This is a genomic window from Pseudomonas sp. GW821-FHT01C01, assembly GCF_059422645.1.
In genome coordinates this window covers 212,258-236,056 of record NZ_JBWKXF010000001.1, presented here as the reverse complement: position 1 = coordinate 236,056, position 23,799 = coordinate 212,258, and the positions used below count along the sequence as shown (strand labels likewise).

At 59.4% G+C, this 23,799-nt stretch carries 22 protein-coding genes; 13 read left to right on the top strand and 9 right to left on the bottom strand.

What is annotated here, in order from left to right; translation table 11 throughout:
- Positions 1-7: 7 nt before the first annotated feature.
- A complete protein-coding gene (glnT, locus tag AC07XF_RS00925; protein ID WP_495025024.1) occupies positions 8-1,342 on the bottom strand; it encodes a type III glutamate--ammonia ligase in 1,335 nt (444 codons plus the stop codon).
- 287 nt (positions 1,343-1,629) lie between these two features.
- On the opposite strand from glnT, the gene AC07XF_RS00920 reads away from it, so the two are divergent.
- From AC07XF_RS00920 to AC07XF_RS00890, 7 genes are all read left to right on the top strand, one after another.
- Entirely contained in the window at positions 1,630-2,229 is a 600-nt protein-coding gene (locus AC07XF_RS00920) for a helix-turn-helix domain-containing protein (protein WP_008003699.1), read from the top strand.
- Positions 2,230-2,469: 240 nt separating this feature from the next.
- A complete protein-coding gene (purU, locus tag AC07XF_RS00915) occupies positions 2,470-3,336 on the top strand; it encodes a formyltetrahydrofolate deformylase (protein ID WP_495025023.1) in 867 nt (288 codons plus the stop codon).
- The gene (folD, locus tag AC07XF_RS00910; protein WP_495025022.1) at positions 3,333-4,238 is read left to right on the top strand and encodes a bifunctional methylenetetrahydrofolate dehydrogenase/methenyltetrahydrofolate cyclohydrolase FolD; all 906 of its coding nucleotides are present in this window, start codon (positions 3,333-3,335) and stop codon (positions 4,236-4,238) included. The genes purU and folD overlap by 4 nt, the downstream gene beginning before the upstream one ends.
- Positions 4,220-5,461 carry an FAD-dependent oxidoreductase gene (locus AC07XF_RS00905; RefSeq protein WP_008003692.1) on the top strand — a complete coding sequence of 414 codons (1,242 nt, stop codon included), beginning with the start codon at positions 4,220-4,222 and terminating at the stop codon, positions 5,459-5,461. The genes folD and AC07XF_RS00905 overlap by 19 nt, the downstream gene beginning before the upstream one ends.
- Positions 5,462-5,474: 13 nt before the next feature.
- Positions 5,475-5,774, top strand: coding sequence for a sarcosine oxidase subunit delta (locus AC07XF_RS00900; protein WP_008003691.1), 300 nt, complete (start codon positions 5,475-5,477; stop codon positions 5,772-5,774).
- Positions 5,771-8,668 (top strand): 2Fe-2S iron-sulfur cluster-binding protein, encoded by a 2,898-nt coding sequence (locus AC07XF_RS00895; protein ID WP_495025021.1) that lies wholly within the window; start codon positions 5,771-5,773, stop codon positions 8,666-8,668. Before AC07XF_RS00900 ends, AC07XF_RS00895 begins: the two co-directional genes overlap by 4 nt.
- Positions 8,669-8,671: 3 nt before the next feature.
- Entirely contained in the window at positions 8,672-9,271 is a 600-nt protein-coding gene (locus tag AC07XF_RS00890) for a sarcosine oxidase subunit gamma (protein WP_495025020.1), read from the top strand.
- A 128-nt stretch (positions 9,272-9,399) separates the two neighbouring features.
- Here AC07XF_RS00890 and AC07XF_RS00885 read toward each other — a convergent pair whose 3' ends face one another.
- The 6 genes from AC07XF_RS00885 to AC07XF_RS00860 all read right to left on the bottom strand — a co-directional run bounded on the left by AC07XF_RS00885 (position 9,400) and on the right by AC07XF_RS00860 (position 14,219).
- Positions 9,400-9,801 (bottom strand): ExbD/TolR family protein, encoded by a 402-nt coding sequence (locus AC07XF_RS00885; protein ID WP_495025019.1) that lies wholly within the window; start codon positions 9,799-9,801, stop codon positions 9,400-9,402.
- A 1-nt stretch (position 9,802) separates the two neighbouring features.
- The gene (locus AC07XF_RS00880; protein ID WP_495025018.1) at positions 9,803-10,525 is read right to left on the bottom strand and encodes a MotA/TolQ/ExbB proton channel family protein; all 723 of its coding nucleotides are present in this window, start codon (positions 10,523-10,525) and stop codon (positions 9,803-9,805) included.
- Positions 10,526-10,611: 86 nt separating this feature from the next.
- A complete protein-coding gene (locus AC07XF_RS00875; RefSeq protein WP_495025017.1) occupies positions 10,612-11,421 on the bottom strand; it encodes an energy transducer TonB in 810 nt (269 codons plus the stop codon).
- A gap of 48 nt (positions 11,422-11,469) precedes the next feature.
- A complete protein-coding gene (locus AC07XF_RS00870; protein WP_495025016.1) occupies positions 11,470-12,495 on the bottom strand; it encodes an ABC transporter substrate-binding protein in 1,026 nt (341 codons plus the stop codon).
- A 37-nt stretch (positions 12,496-12,532) separates the two neighbouring features.
- A complete protein-coding gene (locus AC07XF_RS00865) occupies positions 12,533-13,333 on the bottom strand; it encodes an ABC transporter ATP-binding protein (protein ID WP_495025015.1) in 801 nt (266 codons plus the stop codon).
- Position 13,334: 1 nt separating this feature from the next.
- Entirely contained in the window at positions 13,335-14,219 is an 885-nt protein-coding gene (locus tag AC07XF_RS00860; RefSeq protein WP_495025014.1) for an ABC transporter permease, read from the bottom strand.
- A 382-nt stretch (positions 14,220-14,601) separates the two neighbouring features.
- Here AC07XF_RS00860 and AC07XF_RS00855 point away from each other — a divergent pair, with 382 nt between their 5' ends.
- Entirely contained in the window at positions 14,602-15,690 is a 1,089-nt protein-coding gene (locus tag AC07XF_RS00855) for an LLM class flavin-dependent oxidoreductase (protein WP_495025013.1), read from the top strand.
- A 162-nt stretch (positions 15,691-15,852) separates the two neighbouring features.
- Here AC07XF_RS00855 and AC07XF_RS00850 read toward each other — a convergent pair whose 3' ends face one another.
- Together AC07XF_RS00850 and AC07XF_RS00845 are read right to left on the bottom strand one after the other, a co-directional pair.
- Positions 15,853-16,647 (bottom strand): class II aldolase/adducin family protein, encoded by a 795-nt coding sequence (locus AC07XF_RS00850; RefSeq protein ID WP_495025012.1) that lies wholly within the window; start codon positions 16,645-16,647, stop codon positions 15,853-15,855.
- Positions 16,648-16,770: 123 nt separating this feature from the next.
- On the bottom strand, positions 16,771-17,676 hold the full coding sequence (locus AC07XF_RS00845; protein ID WP_495025011.1) for a LysR family transcriptional regulator: 906 nt from the start codon (positions 17,674-17,676) through the stop codon (positions 16,771-16,773).
- A 230-nt stretch (positions 17,677-17,906) separates the two neighbouring features.
- On the opposite strand from AC07XF_RS00845, the gene AC07XF_RS00840 reads away from it, so the two are divergent.
- The 5 genes from AC07XF_RS00840 to AC07XF_RS00820 all read left to right on the top strand — a co-directional run bounded on the left by AC07XF_RS00840 (position 17,907) and on the right by AC07XF_RS00820 (position 23,796).
- On the top strand, positions 17,907-18,515 hold the full coding sequence (locus tag AC07XF_RS00840) for a cysteine dioxygenase family protein (protein WP_495025010.1): 609 nt from the start codon (positions 17,907-17,909) through the stop codon (positions 18,513-18,515).
- Positions 18,512-20,095, top strand: a complete 1,584-nt coding sequence (locus AC07XF_RS00835; protein ID WP_495025009.1) for a rhodanese-related sulfurtransferase — start codon at positions 18,512-18,514, stop codon at positions 20,093-20,095. The genes AC07XF_RS00840 and AC07XF_RS00835 overlap by 4 nt, the downstream gene beginning before the upstream one ends.
- 275 nt (positions 20,096-20,370) lie before the next feature.
- The gene (locus AC07XF_RS00830) at positions 20,371-21,339 is read left to right on the top strand and encodes an ABC transporter substrate-binding protein (RefSeq protein WP_495025008.1); all 969 of its coding nucleotides are present in this window, start codon (positions 20,371-20,373) and stop codon (positions 21,337-21,339) included.
- 27 nt (positions 21,340-21,366) lie between these two features.
- Entirely contained in the window at positions 21,367-22,719 is a 1,353-nt protein-coding gene (locus AC07XF_RS00825) for an LLM class flavin-dependent oxidoreductase (RefSeq protein WP_495025007.1), read from the top strand.
- A gap of 66 nt (positions 22,720-22,785) precedes the next feature.
- Positions 22,786-23,796: an ABC transporter substrate-binding protein gene (locus AC07XF_RS00820; protein ID WP_495025006.1), complete on the top strand. Its 1,011-nt coding sequence runs from the start codon at positions 22,786-22,788 to the stop codon at positions 23,794-23,796.
- Positions 23,797-23,799: the final 3 nt, after the last annotated feature.

The following is a 23,799-nucleotide window of genomic DNA, read 5'->3' as shown; positions in this document are numbered from 1 at the left end:
CTGGCGCCTAGAAAAATTCGGTGTAGCGCTGCACTTCCCAGTCGGAGACATGGCGGCTGTACTCCACCCACTCCATGCGCTTGAGCTTGATGAACTCGCCAACGATCTGCGGGCCCATGACCTCGGCGAACAGCGGGTCGGCTTCCAGCGCGTCGCAGGCTTCCTTGAGCGATTGCGGCAGAGTCTTGATGCCGCGCGCGGCAATCTGCTCCAGGCTCAGGCTGTAGAGGTTTTCGTTGCAGACGTGGTCGATTTCCAGCTGGCGGTCGATACCGTCGAGGCCCGCCGCGATGATCGCCGCGCTGACCAGATAGGGATTGCAACCGGCATCTGGAAGGCGGAACTCCAGGCGGCCATAAGGCACCCGCACCATCGCCGAGCGGTTGTTGGCGCCGAAGGCAATAAAGGCTGGCGCCCAGGTCGCGCCGGACAACGAATTGCCCACCACCAGACGCTTGTAGGAGTTGACCGTCGGTGCGGCGAAGGCGCAGAGCGCCGGGCCATGGGCAAGCAGGCCGGCGGCGAAGTGATAGGCCATTTTCGACAGGCCCATGCCGCTCGGATCACTGGCGTCGTGGAACAGGTTCTTGTTCTCGGCGCTGCTGATCGACAGGTGAAAGTGCATGCCGTTGCCGGCGCGCTTCGGATCAGGCTTGGGCATGAACGAGCAGATCATGCCCAGGTCATTGGCAATCTCGCCGGCGGCCATGCGAAAGAACGTGAAACGATCCGCCGAAGTCATGGCGTCGCTGTAGGTGTAGTTGATCTCGAACTGGCCGTTGGCATCTTCGTGGTCGATTTGATAGACCTCGAAATCCACCGCCTGCAACGCTTCGGTCAGGCGTTCGAGGAACACCCGGGAACGCGACAGGCCTTTGTAGTCGTAGCAAGGCTTGTCCAGGTTGTCGCTGGCGTCGACCAGCTGCAGTTTGCCCTGCTCGTCGCGGCGCATCAGGTTGAATTCGGGTTCCAGGCCGGTGTTGAGCGTCCAGCCCTTGTCTTCCAGGCGACGGACCTGCTGCTGGAGCACGTAACGGCTGTCATAAGGATGCGGTTTGCCGTCGACATGACCGATACACACGATCCGGCCATAACCCGGCTGCCAAGGCACCGGTGTCAGCGTGGACAAATCGCCACGGGCCATGAAGTCCGGACCGTGGGGTTCCATGCCCATGCCACTGATGGCGAACCCGGCAAAACCCGCTCCGTCCTCGGCCACGGCCTTGAGTCCACAGATCGGCACCGATTTGGTCTTGGCCGATCCATGGATATCGACAAACTGCGCAAGCACATACTTGATCCCGTGCTTGTCGATGATGCGCTGGGTTTCTGCTGGCAACATTGCTCGTCACTCCTCGCGAAAAAGGGCAAATCATTGTGGATAGGCCGTCACTTTCTTTTGATATTCCTGAAAAGAAAGTTAGTTTCCCAATAGGAATGCAAGGCCCTTGCCAGAATCGCGAATGAAAAGCTGAAGTGCCGTAACCAGCGCTTTTGTGCTGTATATATGGGAATATTCTTTTCCCGGTGGGAATACCGCCCAATGGGCTGGAGAGGAACGCCGAGATTTGCACTTTCTCAGTGCGAAACTAATATTACTGAACAGAAAGTGTGCAGGATCTAAAGACTATGCCGACCGAAACCGCCCCGCGCCTCAAGCTCGAGCAATACCTGGGTTTGCAAATCAAACGCCAGCGCCAGGCGCAGGACCTGAAATTGTCCGATGTGGCGAAAATTGCCGACATCAGCCAAGGCATGTTGAGCAAAATTGAAAACGCCCAGGTCTCCACCAGCCTCGATACCCTGAGCCGCTTGTGCGACGTGCTCGGCCTGCCCTTGTCGAAGTTGTTCAGTGAGTACGATCAGCAAGATGGCAGCGCGCAGTTGGTCAAAGCCGATCAAGGCATGGAAGTGGTTCGCCGCGGAACCGAGAAAGGCCATACCTACCATCTACTCAATCACACACGCGGGCCGAAGAAGAGTTTCGAGGCCTACATGGTGAGCATGGATGACGCCAGCGAGGAGTTTCCGACCTTCTCCCATCCCGGCACCGAGTTTCTCCACCTGCTCGAAGGCGAACTGATCTATCGCCATGGCAATCAGTTGTACCGCATGGAAGCCGGTGACAGCCTGACTTTCGAAGGGGAAATCCCCCATGGCCCGGAACAACTGGTGCAAGTACCGATCCGTCTGCTATCGATCATGAATTACGGCAACGACAAAGAATAATCCCCGCCCCACTCCCCGTTCGATTCCAACCCTGAGGCCGATCTGTGTCGGCCTCAGGCGTTTTCCTGCCAGTTAAAAAACTTTCACAAAAATTCTGGACGCGGCGCGGGCATTCCCCTATAAAGCCAACTTCAGGAATATTTTATTCCCCATAAGAAAATACCCTCATGGACGAGATTGCTGTTGTCGATGTTTTTTTCGCTTTGCGATGAGCTGCCGCCATCTTCCCGAGGACGTGTCATGCAACACGAAAAAAACCATTTCATCATCAAGATCACCTGTCCCGCGGTGTCCGGCATCGTCGCGGCCGTCACCACTTACCTGGCGGACAACGGTTGCTACATCGGGGAGATGGCGCAATTCGATGACGACTTCAGCGGCCGTTTTTTCATGCGCGCGGTGTTCCGTTTCAACGACGGCCACCCGGGTGATATCCAGCAGATCAAGGAAGGCTTCAGCGACGTCGCCAAGGCGTTCGACATGAGCTGGGAACTGCACGACACCCGCGAGCCGATGCGTGTGTTGCTGATGGTCAGCAAGTTCGACCACTGCCTGACCGACCTGCTCTACCGCTACCACAAGGGCGAGATGGACATGACCATCACCGCCATCGTCTCCAACCACCTGGACCTGCGGCCCATGGCCGAACGCGAAGGTATCCGCTTCATCTATTTGCCTGTGACGAAAGACACCAAGGCCCGGCAGGAAGCCGAACTGATGAAGATTGTCGACGAGACCGGCACCGAACTGGTGGTGTTGGCGCGCTACATGCAGATCCTCTCCGATGACCTGTGCAAGCAACTCTCGGGCCGCGCGATCAACATCCATCACTCGTTCCTGCCTGGGTTCAAAGGTGCCAAGCCTTATCACCAGGCCTACCAACGCGGGGTGAAACTGATCGGCGCTACGGCGCACTACGTCACCAGCGACCTCGACGAAGGGCCAATCATTGAACAGGAAGTGCAACGCGTCGATCACGTCTATCTGCCGGACGACCTGGTCGCCACCGGCCGTGACACCGAAACCGTGGCCCTGTCCAAGGCAGTCAAGTACCACCTGGAGCACCGGGTTTTCCTCAACCAGGACAGAACGGTGATCTTTCGATGAACACGCCCCGACTGATTGACGGCAAAGCCGCTGCCGCGCGTGTGTTGATCCAGGTTCGCAAGGACGTGGACGGCCTTCGCGAGCAAGACATCCAACCGGCCCTGGCGGTGATTCTGGTGGGCAGCGACCCGGCCAGCCAGGTTTACGTGCGCAACAAGATCCTGCGCGCTGAAGAGGTAGGCATTCGCTCCGTGGAGCATCGACTGCCCAGCGACACCAGCACCGAACAACTGCTGAACCTGATCGCCACGCTGAATGCCGACTCTTCGATCAACGGCATTCTGCTGCAATTGCCGTTGCCGGTTCACATTGACGAATTGCGCGCCCTGGAGGCCATCGCCCCGGCCAAGGACGTCGACGGTTTTCACAGTGAAAACGTCGGTGGCCTCAGTCAGGGCCGCACCGTGCTGGCCCCCTGCACGCCCAGCGGTTGCCTGTACCTGTTGGAACAGACCTGCGGCGATCTGCGCGGTAAACACGCAGTGGTGATAGGCCGCTCGAACATCGTTGGCAAACCCATGGCGGCCCTGCTACTCAAGGCCGATTGTTCGGTGACCGTACTGCATTCGCGCAGTCCGGATCCGCAGGGCTTGTGCCGTCAGGCCGACATCGTCATCGCCGCCGTAGGGCGGCCGAAACTGATCGACGCCAGCTGGCTGAAGCCCGGCGCGGTGGTGATTGATGTCGGCATCAACCGCATCGACGACCAGGGCCGCAGCCGTCTGGTGGGCGACGTCGATTTCGACAGCGCCCTGCCCCACGTCGCAGCGATCACCCCGGTGCCCGGCGGTGTCGGCCCGATGACCATTGCCTTTTTGATGAAAAACACCGTGACCGCAGCCCTTGCGCAACATCAGGCTCGACGCAGCCAATCGGAGGCTCTATGCCGTTCAATCTATTGAAATACGGGCTGAGTTCGGAGTACCCGGTGGACGTCGATCTACCGCCGCCGCGGGAACTCAAGCCGAGCTATGACGTGGTGATCATTGGTGCTGGCGGGCACGGCCTGGCCACCGCCTATTACCTGGCCAAATACCACGGCATCACCAACATCGCGGTATTGGAGAAGTCCTATCTGGGCGGTGGCAATACCGCGCGCAACACCGCGGTGATCCGCTCCAACTACCTGACCAGCGAAGGCGTGCGTTTTTACGCAGAGTCGGTGCGGATGTTCCAGTCCCTGTCCAACGAATTCGATTTCAACATCATGTACTCCGAGCGTGGCCAACTGACCCTGGCCCATACCGATGCCACCGTGCGTTCGTTCCGCCAGCGGGCCGAGGTCAACAAGCACTTCGGTGGTCGCAGCGAAATGATCGACCGCCAGCAGATTCGCGAACTGGTGCCCAGCCTCAACCTCGACCCCGGTCACCTGCCGGTGCTTGCCGGGCTTTGGCACATCGACGGTGCCACCGCGCGTCACGACGCCGTCGCCTGGGGCTACGCCAAGCAGGCGGCCAAACGCGGCGTAGAAATTCATCAGCTCACCGAAGTCCAGGACCTGATCATCGAGAACGGTGCGATCACCGCGGTCAAGACCAATCGCGGGACCATCAAGTGCGGCTGCGCCGTGCAGGCAATCGCCGGGCACAGTTCGTTGCTGATGGCCAAGGCCGGAATCCGTTCACCGATCCAGACTTTCCCGCTGCAAGCCATGGTCACCCAACCGTTCAAGCCGTTTCTCGATCCGCTGGTGAGTTCTTCGGCACTGCATTGTTACGTGCAGCAGACCAGCCGCGGCGAAGTGGTGTTCGGCGGCGGCTCCGATCCTTATCCGCTGTTCAACACCCGCTCCACGCTCGATCTGAAGGAAAGCCTGCTGGCCCACGCCATCGAAATGTTCCCGTTTCTGGCCAACGCCAAGCTGATGCGCCAATGGGCCGGGATCACCGACATGACCCCGGATTACAGCCCGATCATGGGGCTTTCGCCTGTGAAAAATTACTACCTCGACGCCGGTTGGGGCACCTGGGGTTTCAAGGCTACACCGATCTGCGGAAAGACCATGGCCGAACTGGTGGCCAGCGGCGGCAAGGTGCCGGATCTGATCAAACCTTTCGGCCTCGAACGCTTTTCGACCTTCCAGCAAGTCAACGAAATGGGCGCTACGGCGGCCAGTCACTGACGGAGAGCGGACTATGAAAATCATCAATTGCCCGCTCAACGGGCCGCGGAATATCAGCGAATTCACTTACGGCGGCGAGTTCAAGCCAATGCCCGATCCCGTTCGTTGCAGCGATGCCGAATGGGCCGACTACGTGTTCAACACCGACAACCTCGCCGGGGTGGTGCGCGAATGGTGGATGCATACGCCGTCCAGCTACTGGTTTCTCGCGGAGCGTCACACCGTCAGCGATGAAATTCTTCGCACCTTCGACCCCAAAGAACTCTTCACCGCCCGCGTCGACTTCAGCGCCGCCAAGGAGATCGCAGGATGAATCGCCTACCCGCCCCGATGGGCCTGCTGATCGACCGTGATCAGCCGCTGGATTTCAGTTTCGACGGTCATCGCTATCAAGGCTTGCAAGGCGACAGCATCGCCAGCGCCTTGTTGGCCAATGGACGCTTCCTGATCTCGCGCTCGTTCAAATACCACCGCCCGCGCGGCCCGCTGACCATGGCCGGGCAAGACGCCAACAGCCTGGTGCAACTGCCCCGGGAACCGAATGTGCTGGCCGATGCATTCGCGCTGTCGGCCGGTTTGCAGGTGACGGCACAGAACGTCAACGGCTCGCTGGACAACGATCGCGATGCCTACCTGGGCAAGTTCTCAAAATTCATGCCGGTGGGCTTTTACTACCGTTCCTTCTATAAGCCCAAGGGCATGTGGAAAGTCTGGGAACCGATCATTCGCAAGAGGGCCGGCCTCGGCGTACTCGACCTGACCTTCCAGCCCGAGTATTACGACAAGGCTTACCTGTTCACCGACGTTGCCGTGATCGGCGCCGGGCCCGCCGGGCTGCATGCGGCACTGACGGCGGCCAATGCCGGGGCGAAGGTGTTGCTCATCGAACAGCAACCGATTCTCGGTGGTTCGTTGACCTATGCCCGTTTCGATATCGAAGGCAAAAGAGCCGAAGCCCTGCGCCACGAACTGCTGTCTGCGGTGGAGCAACACGCCAATATCCGGATCCTGACCGAGGCGACCTGCAACGCCTGGTTCACCGACAACTACCTGCCGGTCATCCAGGGCAAGCGCATGTACAAGGTGCGTGCCCGCCAATGCCTGGTGTGCAGCGGCGCTTTCGACCAACCGGTGGTGTTTCGCAACAACGATTTGCCGGGCGTGATGCTGACCAGCGCGGCGCAACGCTTGATGAAGTTGTATGCGGTCAAGCCAGGCAAACGCGCGGTGGTGCTGACGGGTAATGACGACGGTTACCTCGCCGCGCTCGATCTGCATGATCAGGGCGTGGAAGTCGCCGCGGTGGTGGATCTGCGCTATGGACCTGGCGATGAGTCCCTGCTGCAGGCACTGGCTCAGCGCAAGATCCCTTGCCAACGCAACAGCACCGTGTATGAAGCGCTGCACGAGAAAGGCATGCGTCATATCACCGGCGTCGATGTGCGCAAGATCACCGCCCAGGGTCAGGTCGCAGAAAGCGGACAACGCCTGGATTGCGACTTGCTGTGCATGTCCGCCGGTTACATGCCGGTCTATCAACTGCTCTGCCAGGCAGGCGGCAAGCTGGCCTACGACGATCAGCGTGCCGAGTTCACGCTCAGTGGCCTGCCGCTGAACCTCGCGGTAGCCGGTTCGGTCAATGGGCGTCACCGCCTCGACAATGTCATCGCCGACGGCGTGAATGCCGGGGCGGATGCCGCGCGGGCCCTGGGCCTGAAGGTCGGCGCACAGCGCGCGCCCTTGGGCAGCGAAAATCGGGTCAACTTCAACTGGCCGATCTTCCCCCACCCCAAGGGCAAAGACTTCGTCGATTTCGACGAGGACCTGCAAGTCGCCGACATCGTCAACGCGACACGGATCGGCTATCGCGACGTGCAACTGGTCAAGCGCTACTCCACCGTGGGCATGGGCCCTTCCCAGGGCCGTCACTCAGCGTTGCCGACCGCCCGGCTGGTCGCCTGGGCCACCCAGCGCAATATCAGTGAAACCGGCGTCACCACGGCACGCCCGCCCTTTGTGGCGGAAAAGCTGGCGCATGTTGCCGGCAGGGCTTTCGACCCTTACCGCCAGACACCGATGCACGCCCGGCATGTACAAGCCGGGGCGAAGATGATGCCCGCCGGAATTTGGCAACGGCCAGCCTACTATGGCAATGCCAGGGATCGCGAAGCCTGCATGCAAGCCGAGGCGCTGCACGTACGCAACAAGGTCGGGATCATCGATGTCTCGACCCTGGGCGGTCTCGATGTACGTGGTCCGGACGCCGCCGAATTGCTCAACCGCATGTACACCTTCGCTTTCCTGAAACAGCCGATCGGCCGTTCTCGCTATGCACTTATGACCAACGAGCATGGAGTGGTGATCGATGACGGTGTGTGCGCTCGCTTCGCCGAGAATCATTTCTACGTCACCGCCACCACCAGCGGCGTCGACCGCATTTATCAGCAAATGCTCAAGTGGAACGCACAATGGCGCCTGGACGTGGACGTCGCCAACGTCACCGCAGCTATCTGCGCAGTCAACGTTGCCGGTCCGGACTCACGCCTGGTGCTGGAGAAAGTTTGCACCGATCTGGATCTGAGCGCCGCAGCGTTCCCTTATCTGGGCGTCCGCCAAGGTACGGTTGCCGGCATCAAGGCCAGGTTATTGCGAGTCGGTTTCGTCGGCGAACTGGGTTATGAAATTCACGTACCCGCTCGTCACGGGCTGAAACTTTGGGACGCGCTGATCGAAGCTGGAAAAGCACACGACATACGTCCCTTCGGCGTCGAAACCCAGCGTCTGCTGCGCCTGGAAAAAGGCCATGTGATCATCAGCCAGGATACCGATGGCATGACCCATCCGGCGGAAATCGACATGGGTTGGGCGGTCAGTCGCAACAAGCCATTCTTCGTCGGCCGGCGCTCGGTGGATATCCTCGAAGCCCAGCCACAAAAACGCAAACTCGTGGGTTTCACTTTGCCCAAGGGCAGCCTGCAACCGCTGGAAGGCCATCTGGTGCTCAATGGCCCGGACATCAGTGGCAACGTCACCTCCTGCGAATATTCCGCAAGCCTGGGCAAGATCATCGGCCTGGCCTACGCCGGCATCGACCAAAGCTCGCCGGGACAACGAATTCCGATCCGCGTCGAAGGTGGAATCGTGGTCCAGGCCGACGTCGTGCCGTTACCCTTCCTTGATCCCACTAACTCGCGTCAGGAGCTTTGACCCATGACCAGCCTGAGAGAACAACCCGGCACCGGCCATCCTGCCCTGGCCCTCTTGTCCAGTTGCACGCTAACCGACCTCACCGACCTGCCACGGGTGGGTTTTCGCGGTGCACACAGTGCAGAATATTTGCTGAGCCGCCACTTTTTGCTGCCGGACGCGCCCAACCACGCGGTCGTACAGAATGACGGAAGCCAAGTGGCGCGCCTGTCCCAGACCGAGTACCTGTTGCTCGGTAGCCCCCAGGATCAAGGTGAGCGTGTTGCAGACGAAGAGGCCCGTTGGGAGCTGGATCACAAGGCCAATTACCTGCTGCCGCGCCAGGACAGCCATGCCTGGTTTCAACTCAGCGGCGATCATCTCACGGAGGTCATGGCCAAACTCTGTGGTGTGGATTTGAGCCCACAGGTTTTTGGCCCGGGCACAGTCGCGCAAACCTCGGCCGCGCGTATCAACGTAATCGTGATCAATGCCACTACCGCGCAGAAATCGAGCCTGTACATCCTCTGTGATCGGGCATCGAAGGCTTATTTTCATGAGGCTTTGCTAGATGCAATGCAGGAGTTTTCAGGCCGGTCAATGGATGAGGCAGCCGTTCTCTGAGTCGGTACTCATGATAGGACGTATAGGCTTATGACGTTCGGCGGCGGACTCAATCGCCGCCGCCCGAACGGCCGTTTTTTTTGTATCGATCCCTCACCGTAAACACACCCAGCCTGTCAGGAATGCCCTCACTTCGCCGTAATCACCGACAACTTGGTAATCCCCGCTCGCTCGATCGAGGCCATCGCCCGGGCCACTTCGCCGTAATTCACCCCATTGTCAGCCTGCAGTTGCACACGGACATCGGTGTTTTTGGTCTTGGCGGCCTTGAGGTTGGTTTCCAGCAAATCAGGCTGGATCTCATCCTTGTTGATGAACACTTTGCCCTTGTCGTCGATGCTCACCACCAGCGGATCTTTCTGCTCCACCGGCGCCACCGCTTCGGTCTTGGGCAGGTTGATCGGGATCGCGTTGGTCAGCAGCGGCGCGGTGACGATGAACACCACCAGCAGCACCAACATGACGTCCACCAGGGGCGTGACGTTGATTTCGCTGAGCACTTCATCGCTGTCTTGTGTGGAGAAGGCCATCTCAGGACGCCTCCTTGACTTTCTGCCCGGCGACGGTTACCCCGGACTTGCTCAGCACCGGGTGTAGCAGCACGCGGAACGAATGCTTCTGCGCCAGGCTGTAGAAGTCGTGAGCGAAGTCGTCAAGGTCGGCGACGGTCAGTTTCAGGCGACGCAGGAAGTAGTTGTAAACCAGCACCGCCGGCACCGCGACGGCGATACCGACACCGGTGGCGACCAGGGCCGCGCCGATCGGCCCGGCCACTGTTTCCAGACTCGCCGAGCCCGCCGCACTGATACCTTTCAACGCCGACATGATCCCCCAGACAGTGCCGAAAAGACCGATAAAGGGCGACGTGCTACCAATGCTGGCGAGGATGGCCAGGCCGCTTTCCAGCGAGCGCCGCTCACGCACGATCTGCTGGCGTAAGGCGCGCTCGAGACGGTCCTGGTGGTTGATCGACTGACTGAGATCGGTGTTCTGGTTGTCGCTCACCTGAATCGCTGCGTACCCGGCCAGTGCCACGCGGGCTGCCGCGCCGGGCTGGTCATGGGCGAGTTCGGCGGCCGAATCCAGGCTGGAAGCGGCCCAGAATTGCTTATGGAATTTTCGGTCTTGTGTCTTCAGGCGGGTGAACTGCAAACCCTTGAGCAAGGCCAGGCCCCAGGTCGCGACGGAAAAGAGGATCAACAGCCAGATGACGGCGTGTTCAATGGATTCGAAAGGGGATGCGATCAGGTTCATGGTCAGGCTCTCCAGCAAGGCATTGGATCGGTTGTAGCGATGCGCCTTGTGTCAGGTAGCCCGCAGTGTATTTCAACAGGGTTGAGTCACTTGATTTTGAAATCGATCGGCACGCTGACCCAGCCGTCCTGGGCGACATCGCCCTGCTTGGCCGGAACGAAACTCCAGCGTTTGACCGCTGCCAGTGCCGCGTCATCGAGTTGATCGCGGCCACTGCTTTTCTGGATCTGGATTTCACCCGGTTTGCCACTGGCCAATACATGCACCCGCAGCAACACCGTGCCTTCCCAGCCACGACGCATCGCCAGCGATGGATACTCCGGTGCCGGATTGCGCAAGTAAGCGGCGCTGGCCGACGCGGGTGTCAGCGGTTTCGGTGCAGACGGCGCCACGGGGGCTGGTGCGGCGACCGGTTGTGCTGGCGCGGGCGGTGCAGGTGGCTGCTCCACAGGTTTGGCCACGGGTTTAGGCACAGGTTTGACCACCGGTTTTGGTTTGGGAACCGGTTTGGGTGGTGGTGGCTTCACGGCCAGTTCATCTTCCACCGGCGGTGGCGGTTCGACCACCGGCTGCGGAATCGGCTCGGGCGGCGGTACTACCACCGGTGGCGCCGGTTGCGAAAACTCGATGGTCATCGACGGAATCTCCGGTGGCACCACGGGCAGTTGCGGCGGCGGTGTCTGGTTGACCCAGACAATCACTGCGCCATGTAGCACCAGCGCAAACACACCCAGCAAGACCACTTCGCGGCGACTCAACACACGCTTGGGCGTGCTGTGCAGCCGCGACAGCCCCAGGGGTTCCCGGAAAACCCGGCCAAGGTCGAACAGTTCGCCGCCGGGTAGCGGGTTTCGGAACACCTCTACGGCACTTGTGGCGCTCTGGACATTGCCCATTGATAGACTCCTGTAAATCTTCAGATAGAACACACATCAGGCACCGGCCTACTGCGCTGGCTCCGATTGCGTCAACGTCAAAGGCGCTGAAGAAAACACTGCAGTGTCCGTAAGTTTTTCCACGTTGACGCGATGGGGAAAGATGTTCTTTTCCACGAACAGATCATCGACTTGCTGCAAGGCCTGAACATCTCGCGGTTCAACTGGCAGGAGAGATTCGTCGCCCCAACTGCGCAGGCGCTGCGAGACGTCCAGCGGAATGTCGTTGAACCTGGCGAAGACCCGAGCGTACTCATCAGGGTTCTGCCGTGCCCACTCGAACGCCTTGGCGAAACGCTGCAGCACGTCACTGAGCGCCTTACGCTTGAGCGGATCGGTCAGGGCTTCCTCGGAAGCGGTAATGAAAGTCAGCCCGGTATTGATGCCTTCGCCGCTGATCAGCACGCGCGCGCCCTGCTGCTCGGCAAACGCCTGATAGATACCGAATGTGGCCCAGGCTTCGATCTTGCCGGCGTTGAACGCCGCCAGGGCGTCGGTCGGCAGGACGAACCCAACATTGACGTCTTTCTCGTCAACCCCGGCATTGGCCAGCGCGCGAATCAACAGGTACTGGGAAATGCTGCCTCGGGCCGAAGACACCACAACGTTTCGGCCTTTCAGATCCGCCACGCCATGAATGGCCGAATCGGCGGGTACCAGGATCGCAATCCCCCTCGATTGGCTGCGCCGAACGGCGACAATGCGCAACGGTGTCCCACCGGTGGCGGCCGCAAGCACCGGCGTATCACCGGCCGGGGCCAGATCGACAGCGCCGGCGCGCAAGGCTTCGAACAAGGGCGCCGCGCCCTGGAAGTTCGCCCACTCGACCTTGTAGTCGATGCCCTCCAGCGCACTCGCTGCCTCGACCACGGTGCGCAAGCCTTTGACCTGATCGCCCAGCACCAGCGTCACACCAGACAAGTCAGACTGGACAGAGGATGCCGTTTTGTTGTCGATCGTTTCGCCGCAGCCGCTGAGCAGCAGAGCGGCTCCCGAAAGCAGCACAGCAGCAGATTTCCATACGCGTAGCGACATGGCGGACCCTCCCTGGATCAAAAGACTGGAAGCGGAATCAGCCATGGGCGAAACGCCGGACCGATGTGTTGGGTGCCCGGTGCTCAGCGACGGCAACGGTTTCCACTTCAACGCCCAACAAACCCAGCAGCCGCGTGCGGATAGCCTGAAAACCTTCCTGGCCAGTGTCTCGGGACCGGGGCAGATCGATGATCAATTGGTCGGCGATTTTGCCATTGGCCAGCACGATAACCCGGTCCGCCAGCAGGATGGCTTCATCCACATCGTGGGTGACCAGCAGCACCGCCGGTGTGTGTTTACGCCACAACTCGATGATCAGCCGATGCATGCGAATCCGGGTCAACGCATCGAGTGCGGCGAACGGTTCATCCAGCAACAACAGTTTTGGCTCGCGAACCAGACCACGGGCCAGTGCCACGCGTTGTGCTTCACCGCCGGAGAGCGTGGCAGGATAGGCATCGAGCCGATGAGCCAGCCCCACTTCAGTCAGTGCTTGCACCGCACGGGCCTTGGCGCCCGGAATATGCAGACCGAGAATCACGTTCTTCCAGGCGCGCTTCCAGGGCATTAGACGAGGCTCTTGAAACACTGCCGCCCTCGCCTTGGGCACCAGCAATTGACCACTGTCGATACTGTCGAGCCCGGCCAGGCTGCGCAGCAAAGTGGTCTTGCCCGAGCCGCTGGCCCCTAGCAACGCGACGAATTCGCCGGGGGCAATGTCCAGATCCAGGCCGTCGATGACCCGCTGTTGGCCGAACTGGCGCACCACATTGCGCAGTTGTACCGGCGCTGGCGAATGTGCAGATTTCGTCGCGTTCAAAAGATCGATGCTCGACATATCAATTCCTCACAAAAGTTGGGCGCCAGGCCAGGGCGAAACGTTCCAGCGTGCGGATCAGCCCGTCGATCAACAGACCGAGGACGCTGTAAATCAGCAGGCAAATGACGATCACATCGGTGCGCATGAAGTCCCGTGCATCACTGGCCAGGAAGCCGATGCCGGCAGTAGTGTTGATTTGCTCGACGAACACCAGCGCTAGCCAGGAAATCCCCAAGGAGTAGCGCAGGCCAACAAAGAATGAGGGCAAGGAACCCGGCAGAATCACATGCCAGATCAACTCGCGACGATTGAGCCCCAGCGTGTTGGCGGCCTCGATCAGTTTGGGATCGATATTGCGAATGCCGGCGAACAGATTCAGGTACACCGGAAAGGTCGTGCCAGTTACGATCAGCGCAACCTTGGTGAATTCGCCGATACCGAACCAGAGAATGAACAGCGGCACCAACGCTAGCGAAGGAATGGTGCGCAGCATTTGCAGCGGCGAATCAAGTATCACTTCGCCCCGCTTCGACAGCCCACTGATCAGGGCCGCGATCACACCAATACTGACACCGATACTCAAGCCCACCAGCGCCCGTTGCAGTGACACCAGCAAATGCTTGCCCAGTTCGCCGGACAGAATCATCGCCCAGAGTGTGCCGCCGATCTGCGAGGGCGCCGCGATGACACGCTGCGGGATCAGCCCCGCTTGCGACGCCAGCTCCCACAACAGCAGCAGCGCAATCGGGCTGAGCAAACGCAGCAACACTTCAGGTGTCCGCCAGTTGCGCAGCCAATTGGGGAGCAGCCTCCACGCGCCCTGCAATTCACCTGTGTGGCGAGCAGCCTTATTGACGGAAAACGAGCTGCTGGCGCTCGATGTATCGAATGTCTTTTCAGTCATCAGGCTTCCTTCCTCATAAAGAACATGGCCAGAGGTGCCATGCGTCAGCTTCTTTTTTCATGCTATTCGCATAAAAAACATCAGTGAAATTCTTTTTGGGAATAACCTAATATGATTAGAAATCAGATATTCGGCCAACCTGATAAATTGTTTGCATAATAAATGAGCCCTTTCCTTGCTCGCTGCGGGCTGCAGGGTAGGTATCGTTAAATATGCACATTTTTCATACAGTGCAATTATCATCATTCAGTATTTTAATAATTAACTTAGAACCAAACGGCATTTCACAGCCACACTCGCTACGCCTATTTTTGGCTCTACAGACCGACCCCAATACCAGGTGGAGGCTTGAATCACGCCTATCCAACGACAAGGAACTCCCATGAGTATTGAATTCATCGGCTACATCGGCGGTCACCATTCTTCGGAAATCCACCCTCGTAGCGGCCCCACTCTGCAGCCCGAATACGTGGAAAAAGTCGCACGTGCCCATGACGAGGCCGGGTTCGATCGGGCCTTGGTGGCCTTCCACTCCAACAGCCCGGACAGCACGCTGATTGCCTCGCACGCCGCCAGTGTGACGAAAAATCTCAAGTTCCTGATTGCCCATCGACCAGGCTTTGCCGCCCCGACCCTGGCCGCACGGCAGTTCAACACCCTCGACGTCTTCAACGGCGGGCGCACCGCCGTACACATCATCACCGGCGGCGATGATCGGGAACTGCGCGCCGATGGCAGCTACATCGACAAGGACGAGCGTTATGCGCGTACTGACGAATACCTCGACGTGCTGCGTCAGGAATGGACCAGCGAAAAACCCTTCGACCATGAGGGCAAGTATTACCAGGTCGAAGGCGCGCACTCCGCTGTGAAGTCACCGCAACAGCCGCACATTCCGTTGTACTTCGGCGGTTCTTCGACGGCGGCCATCGAAGTGGCGGGCAAACATGCGGACGTGTATGCGCTGTGGGGCGAAACCTACGAACAAGTGCGCGACGTGGTGAAGCAAGTGCGCGCCGAGGCTGCCAAACATGGTCGTAGCATTCGCTTCAGTTTGTCATTGCGCCCGATTCTGGCGGACACCGAAAACCAGGCTTGGGAACGCGCCGAACGCATCCTGCAACAGGCCACTGCGCTGGCCGAGCAGAACGGTTTTGTGCGCCGCGAACCACTCAACGAAGGTTCGCGTCGCCTGCTTGCCGCTGCCGCCCAGGGCTCGCGCCTAGACAAGCGACTATGGACCGGCATCGCTGGTCTGCTTGGCGCACAGGGGAACTCGACCTCACTGGTCGGCACTGCGGAACAAGTGGCCGAAGCCTTGCTCGACTACTACGACCTGGGCATCACTACGTTCCTCATTCGTGGCTTCGATCCGCTTGAGGACGCCATCGACTATGGCAAGCGCCTGATCCCGCTGACCCGCAAACTGGTGGCAGAGCGTGAACGGCAAAACGCAGAAAAAGTCGCTTGATCGCGATGAGTAACTAATGTGGGAGCGAGCTTGCTCGCGATGACGGCAGTACATTCAGCAGAGATGTTGACTGACACACCGCTATCGCGAGCAAGCTCGCTCCTACAGTTGTTCCGGGTGTCGACAAGAGTTGTGTTCACCCTGGAACTCTGTGGGAAAGGCTCAGTTCTTGTAGTCGCTATCGCTGCGCTCCAGCTGACGGATCAGCGCATCCCAGTGCCGCGCCACGCCCGGCCCGTCACCGCTCTTGAACACCTCGGCCTGTTTCTCGACCTTGGCCACCACTTCGGCTGGCGGGAAGATCAACTCGACGTTACCAGCAGCCTGCGCCGCGATCTGAATGTTGCAGGCCCGCTCCAGTCCGTGCAGCTGTTGAAACGCATGCTCAACGCTGACGCCCGCAGTGAGCAAACCGTGATTGCGCAGGATCAACACACTTTTATCACCGAGATCCGCCACCAGACGCTCGCGCTCGTCCAGATCCAGCGCGACGCCTTCGTAACCGTGATAAGCCACCCGCCCGGAAAAACCGATCGAATGCTGGGAGATCGGCAACAACCCGTCGCGCTGCGCGGACACCGCAATGCCGTCGCGGGTATGGGTATGCAGGACCGCTTGCAGGTCCGGACGCGCCGCGTGAATCGCACTGTGGATCACATAACCGGCAGGATTGATGCCGAGCCCCGTGGGGTCATCGACGATGGTGCCGTCGATGTCGACTTTGACCAGATTGGAAGCTGTGATTTCGTCGAACAACAACCCGAAGGCATTGATCAGGAAATGTTCGTCCGGACCCGGCACCCGTGCGGAAAAATGCGTGTAGATGTGGTCGGTCCACTTGAACAGGGCCGCCAACCGATAGGCCGCAGCCAGTTTTACACGCACTTCCCACTCTTCGGGACTGACCCGTTGGCGAACATTTTTCGAAACGCTGGATAACGGACTGACGCTACTCATGGCAAAACTTCCTGGATGGCCTTAAGGATCTCCAGCAAGCCTATGGGAAGGCAAAAAATAATAAAAAGCACATTTTAATCTAAGCTAATTATTATTTTTTTTTATTATATTCCGGGCCGATCATCACGCTGCACGCTTGATCTTCTGCAGCGATCCGGCGACCAGTTTGCCAAAGGCATCGACTGGCGCTTGCAGATTGCCAAGGAAATGCGGATAGATCAGCCACAGGTCCATCACTGGCTTGAAATCCTTGAGTGGCATCACTGCCAACTGCTCGAAATGAGCGCTGCGCTCCAGCAACGGACGCGGCACCAACCCCAGCCCCATGCCGTCGGCGACCAGGCCCAGTTGCAGTTCGGTGCCGAAGGTTTCCAGATTGACCCGCAAGGCCAGGCCTTGGTCAGAGAGGGTTCGCTGCAGCCCGGCGCGGAAACCGCAGCCATCGGGATTGAGAATCCAGCCACTCTGGTAAACGTCGGCGAGCTTGCACTGACGCTTGGGCAACTGGGACTTGGCACACACCACCACCAGTTCCATCTTGCCAATCGATTCGCCGACAATGTTGTCCGGGAAAATCTTGCCGGCCGGGAACAGTGCCGCCGCTGCGTCCAGCTCACCGCGCTCGATTTTTGCGACCAACTGACTGCCCCAACCCGTGGCCACCTGAGCGCGCAGCTCGGGGTACTCGATTCGCAAATGTTTGAGCGCATCGAGCAGCACCACATCGCCAATGGTTTGCGGAACGCCCAGGCGTAACAACCCGGTGGGTGGTGCGTCGGTGGCCACCAGTTCACGCAGCGCATCCATTTCCCGCAAGATCAAACGGCACTGTTCATACACCCGCGTACCGATCAGCGTGGGCTTTAAGGGCTTGGTATTGCGGTCGAACAACTCCACGCCCAACGCCTGCTCAAAGTTCTGCACGCGCCGCGTGATGGCCGGCTGAGTCAATTGCAGCGACTCGGCGGCATGGCTGATGGACTGGCAACGAATCACTTCGACAAAGGCGTCGATATCATCAATTTTCATTTGGCCCGCACATAGAGAACAGTCAATAAGATGTCTGAAAAGCATAGTTCCATTGTTGAGAGAAGGATAGCCCGCCCCACGCAGGGTGATCGATCAATAACGTCTGGCGCTATGCGATAGGGTTATAAATTACTTTCAGCTATAACCTAATCATTAAACAATCGCATATTGATATAAAACATTATGCTTAAATCAAAGGGTCAACTTTCACAACGAACGATGGAATCGCCATGACCCAGGCCCGACACCCGGAGAGACTCAGAGCATTCATAGGCGCCCTGGCGGAATTGATCGACGGTAACCCTCGCGAGGGCGATCTGTTGCATCGCGGCGGCAAACTACTCGGCCAATTGGTCAGCCATGACGATTGGCTGCCTGAAGATTTTGCCCAACCAGACCCCGAGCGCTATCAGCAATACCTGCTGCATGCCGATTCACGGCAGCGGTTCAGTATCGTCAGTTTTGTCTGGGGGCCGGGGCAAAGCACACCGATCCATGACCATCGGGTCTGGGGGCTGATTGGCATGTTGCGCGGCGCGGAGTATTCGCAAGGTTTCCAGCGCAACAGCGACGGTGCCTTGATCACCGACGGTAGCCGTGTGCAACTGCGGCCGGGCCAGGTTGAAGCGGTGTCGCCAAAAATCGGGGACATTCACCAGGTCAGCAACGCCTTTGATGATCAGGTCTCGATCAGCATCCATGTCTACGGTGCCAACATCGGGGCCGTGCGCCGCGCGGTGTACCAGGCCGACGGCAGCGAGAAGCTGTTCATCTCCGGTTACTCCAACGCCTTTCTCCCCAATATCTGGGATCTGTCCAAAGAGAGCCAAGCCCTATGAGCACTGCACTCACCCGCTCCTACGCCGAAATACGCCAGGCGCTGCTGAACCGTGAAGAACTGGCACTGGTGGATGTGCGCGAAGAAGCGCCCTTCGCCGAATCACACCCGCTGTTCGCGGCCAACATTCCATTGTCAAAGCTTGAGCTTGAGGTGTACTCACGGATTCCAAGGCGCGATACCCGGGTGACCGTCTACGACAATGGTGAAGGCCTGGCGAGTATCGCCGCGCAGCGCTTGCAAGACTTGGGCTACACCCATGTCAGCCTGCTCGAAGGTGGACTGGACGGTTGGCGCCGCGCCGGTGGCGAATTGTTCATCGACGTCAATGTGCCGAGCAAAGCCTTCGGCGAACTGGTGGAGAACCAACGCCACACGCCCTCCCTGGCGGCGGAAGAAGTCCAGGCACTGCTCGACAGTGAGGCCGACGTGGTGGTGCTCGATGCCCGGCGCTTCGATGAATACCAGACCATGAGCATTCCCACCGGCATCAGCGTACCGGGGGCCGAGCTGGTGCTGCGTGCCCGGGAACTGGCACCGGACCCGGCCACGCGCATCATCGTCAACTGCGCCGGTCGTACCCGCAGCATTATCGGCACTCAATCATTGATCAACTCTGGCATCGCCAACCCGGTTTCGGCCTTGCGCAACGGCACCATCGGCTGGACGCTGGCAGGACAGAAACTGCAGCACGGGCAGTCGCGCCAATTCGCGCCGACCAGCGAAGAGCATCGGCAAATTGCCGCCCGCGATGCCCATCGCGTCGCTGACAAAGCCCGGGTAGGCCGCGCCACCCTGGCGGACCTGCAACGCTGGCAACAGGAGCCGACCCGCAGCACCTACCTGTTCGACGTGCGCACTGCGGAAGAATTCGAAGCCGGCCACCTGCCCGCCGCCCGCTCGACACCCGGTGGCCAATTGGTGCAGGAAACCGACCATTTCGCCAGTGTGCGCGGTGCGCGCCTGGTGCTGGTCGATGACGATGGTGTGCGGGCCAACATGTCGGCTTCCTGGCTCGCGCAACTGGGCTGGGAAGTGCATGTGCTCGATGACCTGCAACCTGCGCACTTCAGCGAAAAAGGTACGTGGCAGGCGCCCGTCCCCGCGCAACGGCAGGCGGAGGAAATCAGCGCCGAGACCCTGGCCGAATGGCTTTCACATGGCGACATTGTCTTACTGGATTTCACCAGCAGCGCCAACTACGTCAAACGCCATATCCCCGGCGCATGGTGGGCCTTGCGCGCGCAACTGAGCGAGGCCTTGGCCAAGGTGCCGTCAGCCGAGCGCTATGTTCTGACTTGCGGCAGTAGCCAGTTGGCGCGACTCGCGGTGTCCGAGGTCGAGGCGTTGACCGGCAAAGCGGTGTTTTTGCTCAAGGGCGGCACGGCCGGCTGGATTGCCGCGCAGCTACCCTTGGAAGAAGGTGAAACTCACCTGGCCTCACCGCGCATCGACCGCTATCGCCGCCCTTATGAAGGGACCGATAATGCGCGTGAAGCGATGCAAGCCTATCTGGACTGGGAGTTCGGATTGGTGGACCAACTGGCCCGCGACGGCACCCATGGCTTTTTCGTCATCTGACGCGCCCCTCGCTTCCTGTGCCCTGTGCAAGGCACAGGAAGCCCTCCTGCTCCACACCTCCCCTTCTTTATTCAAGGCTCACCTGAAGGGTCGCGGCCTCATAAAATATACTTTGCGCATATTAAAAATAGAAATGATTACTTTAATTAATAATTAATATATAACCAAAAAGAATTTCACAGACGATTTTTATAGGAATAACGTTAAAGCCAGACCGACCCCTTCTCCAGGCGGAGGTGACCCCACTCAGCAAGATCCGCCTGGAGAACGCCGTCATGAGTTTTACCCTGCCCCTCAAACGATTGTTGATCGCCGGCGCCCTCACCTTCTGTGCAACCACCCACGCCGCAGACCTTCAGCCGCTGCTGGTGGCCAATCAGAAATCTACGATCAAAGTGCTGCTGGAGGTCTCGGGCGAGCTGAAGAACGTGCCCTACGACATCCAGTTCTCCGAGTTTCCGGCCGCCGCCCCCCTCGGTGAAGCATTGAACGCTGGGGCCGTGGACATCGGTGCTTTGGGCGATGCGCCCTACGTGTTCGCTCTCGGTGCCGGTGCGCCGATCAAGGTCGTCAGCATCGTGCATGCCGAAGGTCGTTACACCACGGCCATTCTCGCGCCCAAGGATTCGCCGCTCAACAATGCCAACGACCTCAAGGGCAAAAAAATCGTCACCACCCGCGGTTCCATCGGCCACTTCCTGGCGATCAAAGCCCTGCGCAGTGCCGGCCTGAGCACCCACGACGTGCAGTTCATCTATCTGCTGCCGAGTGAGTCGCGAATCCTGCTGGATAACGGCAGCGCGGATGCCTGGTCGACGTGGGATCCCTACACCACCATTTCCACCACCCAAAGCCAGGCCAAAGTGCTGGTCAGCGGCGAAACCTTGCTGACCAATCATTTGTACTTCGCCGCCACCAGCCAGGCCATCGCCGGCAAACGTCAGCAATTGGACGATTTCGTCGCCAGGGTCGATCGCGCCTACCGCTGGACCAACGCCCATCCCGAGGAATATGCCGCCGCCCAGGCGCGCGTTACCGGCTTGCCGCTGGACGTGCACATCGCTGTGGCCAAGGGCACGCACATGCAACCGGTGCAGATCGACGACCAAGTCATCGGCGGCCTGCAAACCACCGCCGACATCTATCAGGAAGAAAGAATTCTCGGCAAACACATCGATGTTTCCCAAGGCTTCGACAAGAGCTTCAACGCCAAGCGTGCCCAACTCAACCAGGCATCTCGATAACGATGCGACGGATTCAGGAGTAGAACCATGAGCAAACAACGCCAACTGAAACTCGGTGCAATGGTCCATGGCGTCGGTCACGGATGGGGCGAATGGCGTCACCCGCAAGCCCAGCCCGATGCCAGTGTGAATTTCGGTTTCTACAAGCAACAGACTCAACTGGCCGAGGCAGCCAAATTCGATTTCGTATTCATCGCCGACAGCCTGCACATCCACGAGAAGTCCAGCCCGCATTACCTCAACCGCTTCGAGCCGTTGACCATTCTCTCGGCGCTGGCGGCCACCACGCAGCACATCGGACTGGTGGCAACCGTCACGGTCAGCTACACCGAACCGTTCCAGGTTGCCCGCCAGTTCGCCTCACTGGATCACATCAGCGGTGGTCGCGCCGGGTGGAACGTGGTGACGTCCTGGCTCAGCGGCACCGCCGACAACTTCGGCAAGACCGAACACCCGCCCCACGCCGTGCGCTATCGCATCGCCAAAGAACACGTGAATGTGGTCAAGGGCCTGTGGGACTCCTGGGATGACGATGCCTTCGCCTATGACAAACAAAGCGGCGAGTTCTTCACCCCTGGGAAACTGCATGCTCTGGAGCACAAGGGGGAATTTTTCTCGGTCAAGGGCCCGCTCAACATCGCCCGGTCCCGGCAGGGCCAGCCGGTGATTTTCCAGGCTGGCACTTCCGAGGCCGGGCGCAATTTCGCCGCGGAAAATGCCGATGCGATATTCGTCAGCCCCGAGGGTTTCGAGGATGCACTCGCCTACGCTCAGGATCTGAAAAAACGCGCCAGTGGCTTCGGTCGCGATCCGCAGAAACTGTCGATCCTGCCAGGCATCCGCCCGATCGTTGGTCGCGATGAAGCCGAAGTGGAAAGCCGCTATCAACAAGCCGTGGACCTGGTGACGATCGAAGACGCAATCGTCGCCCTCGGCCGGCCCTTCAATGACCATGACTTCAGCCAATACCCACTGGATGCACCGTTCCCTGAGTTGGGCGATCTGGGGTCCAACAGCCAGAAAGGCGGATCCGACCGGATCAAGCAGCTTGCTCGGGATGAAGGCCTGACCTTGCGTGAAGTCGCCCTGCGCTTCTCAAGGCCTCGTCGCGATTTTGTGGGTACGCCTGAGCAGGTCGCCGACGCGATCCAGAAATGGTTCGAACAAGGGGCGGCGGATGGCTTCATCATCAACTCGTTGCTACCGGATGGTCTGCAATATTTCACCGAACTGGTGGTGCCGGCTCTGCAACAGCGCGGTCTGTTTCGTGACGAGTACAGCGGCAGCACCCTGCGCGACAACTTCGGCCTGAAAATTCCGGTCAACCGTCACGCGCAAACCGCTCTCGAGTCTCGGGAAGAACGCGAGGCACTGGCATGAGCGAACTCCTCAACCCGTTGCCGGGGCAAGCCCTCGTACAACTCGCCATCTGAAAAGAGACTGACCATGACGAAAAAAACCACACAAGGACAGTTCAATCGTCGCGGCTTCCTTACGGCCAGTTCGATCGCCCTCGGCGCGTTGGGGTTGTCCTCACTGGGACTGGCCTCCCGTGCGTTCGCCAAAACGAACAGCCTCGCGGACCTGACCCTGGGCGTCGCCACCTATCGCGGCCAGGACTCGTACTTCACCGAAGACGCCGGCACCGCCAATACCCCTTACAAAGTTGAATACGCGGAATTCGCCGGCGGCAACCTGATCGTCGAAGCGTTGGCCTCGGGCAGTCTGGACGTTGGCGGGATGAGTGAAATCCCGCCGATCTTCTCGATCCAGAGTCACCGTCAGCCAAGGCTGATCGCGGTGCTGCAAAGCGACGTGAACAACCAGGTGTTCCTGATTCCCAAGGACTCGAGCATCGAATCGGTCGGGCAGTTGCGCGGCAAGCGGGTCGGCTACGTACGCTCCACTACCTCGCACTACTTCCTGATCAAGGCATTGAAGGAACAGGGCCTGACCATGAAGGACATCACCGCGGTGGCGCTCACGCCTCAGGATGGTTTCAGCGCATTCCAGAGCGGACAACTTGATGCCTGGGTGATTTACGGCGTGTTCATCCAGTTGGCGAAGTTCCGCAGTGGCGCCCGCGTACTGAAAACCGCGCTGGGGTATTTGTCCGGTAACTATCTGATCGCGGCACGTCCCGCCGCGCTGGAAGACCCGCTACGCAAACAGGCCATTCAGGACTACCTGCAGCGACAAGCGCGCACGCTGGAGTGGATCAACAACAACCCCGAGCCTTGGGCCACCAAATCGGCGCAACTGTTGGGTGTCGATAAAACCGTGTTCCTCGACATGTACAACAACCGCAGCCAGGCCTCGAGAATCATCGAAGTGAACGATCAGGCCATCGCCTCGCAACAGGAAGTGGCAGACCTGTTTTTCGACGCGGGTGTGTTGAGCGAACGGCTCGATGTCCGTCCACTTTGGGACCGTCAGTTCAAGCTGCTTGCGTTATGAGCT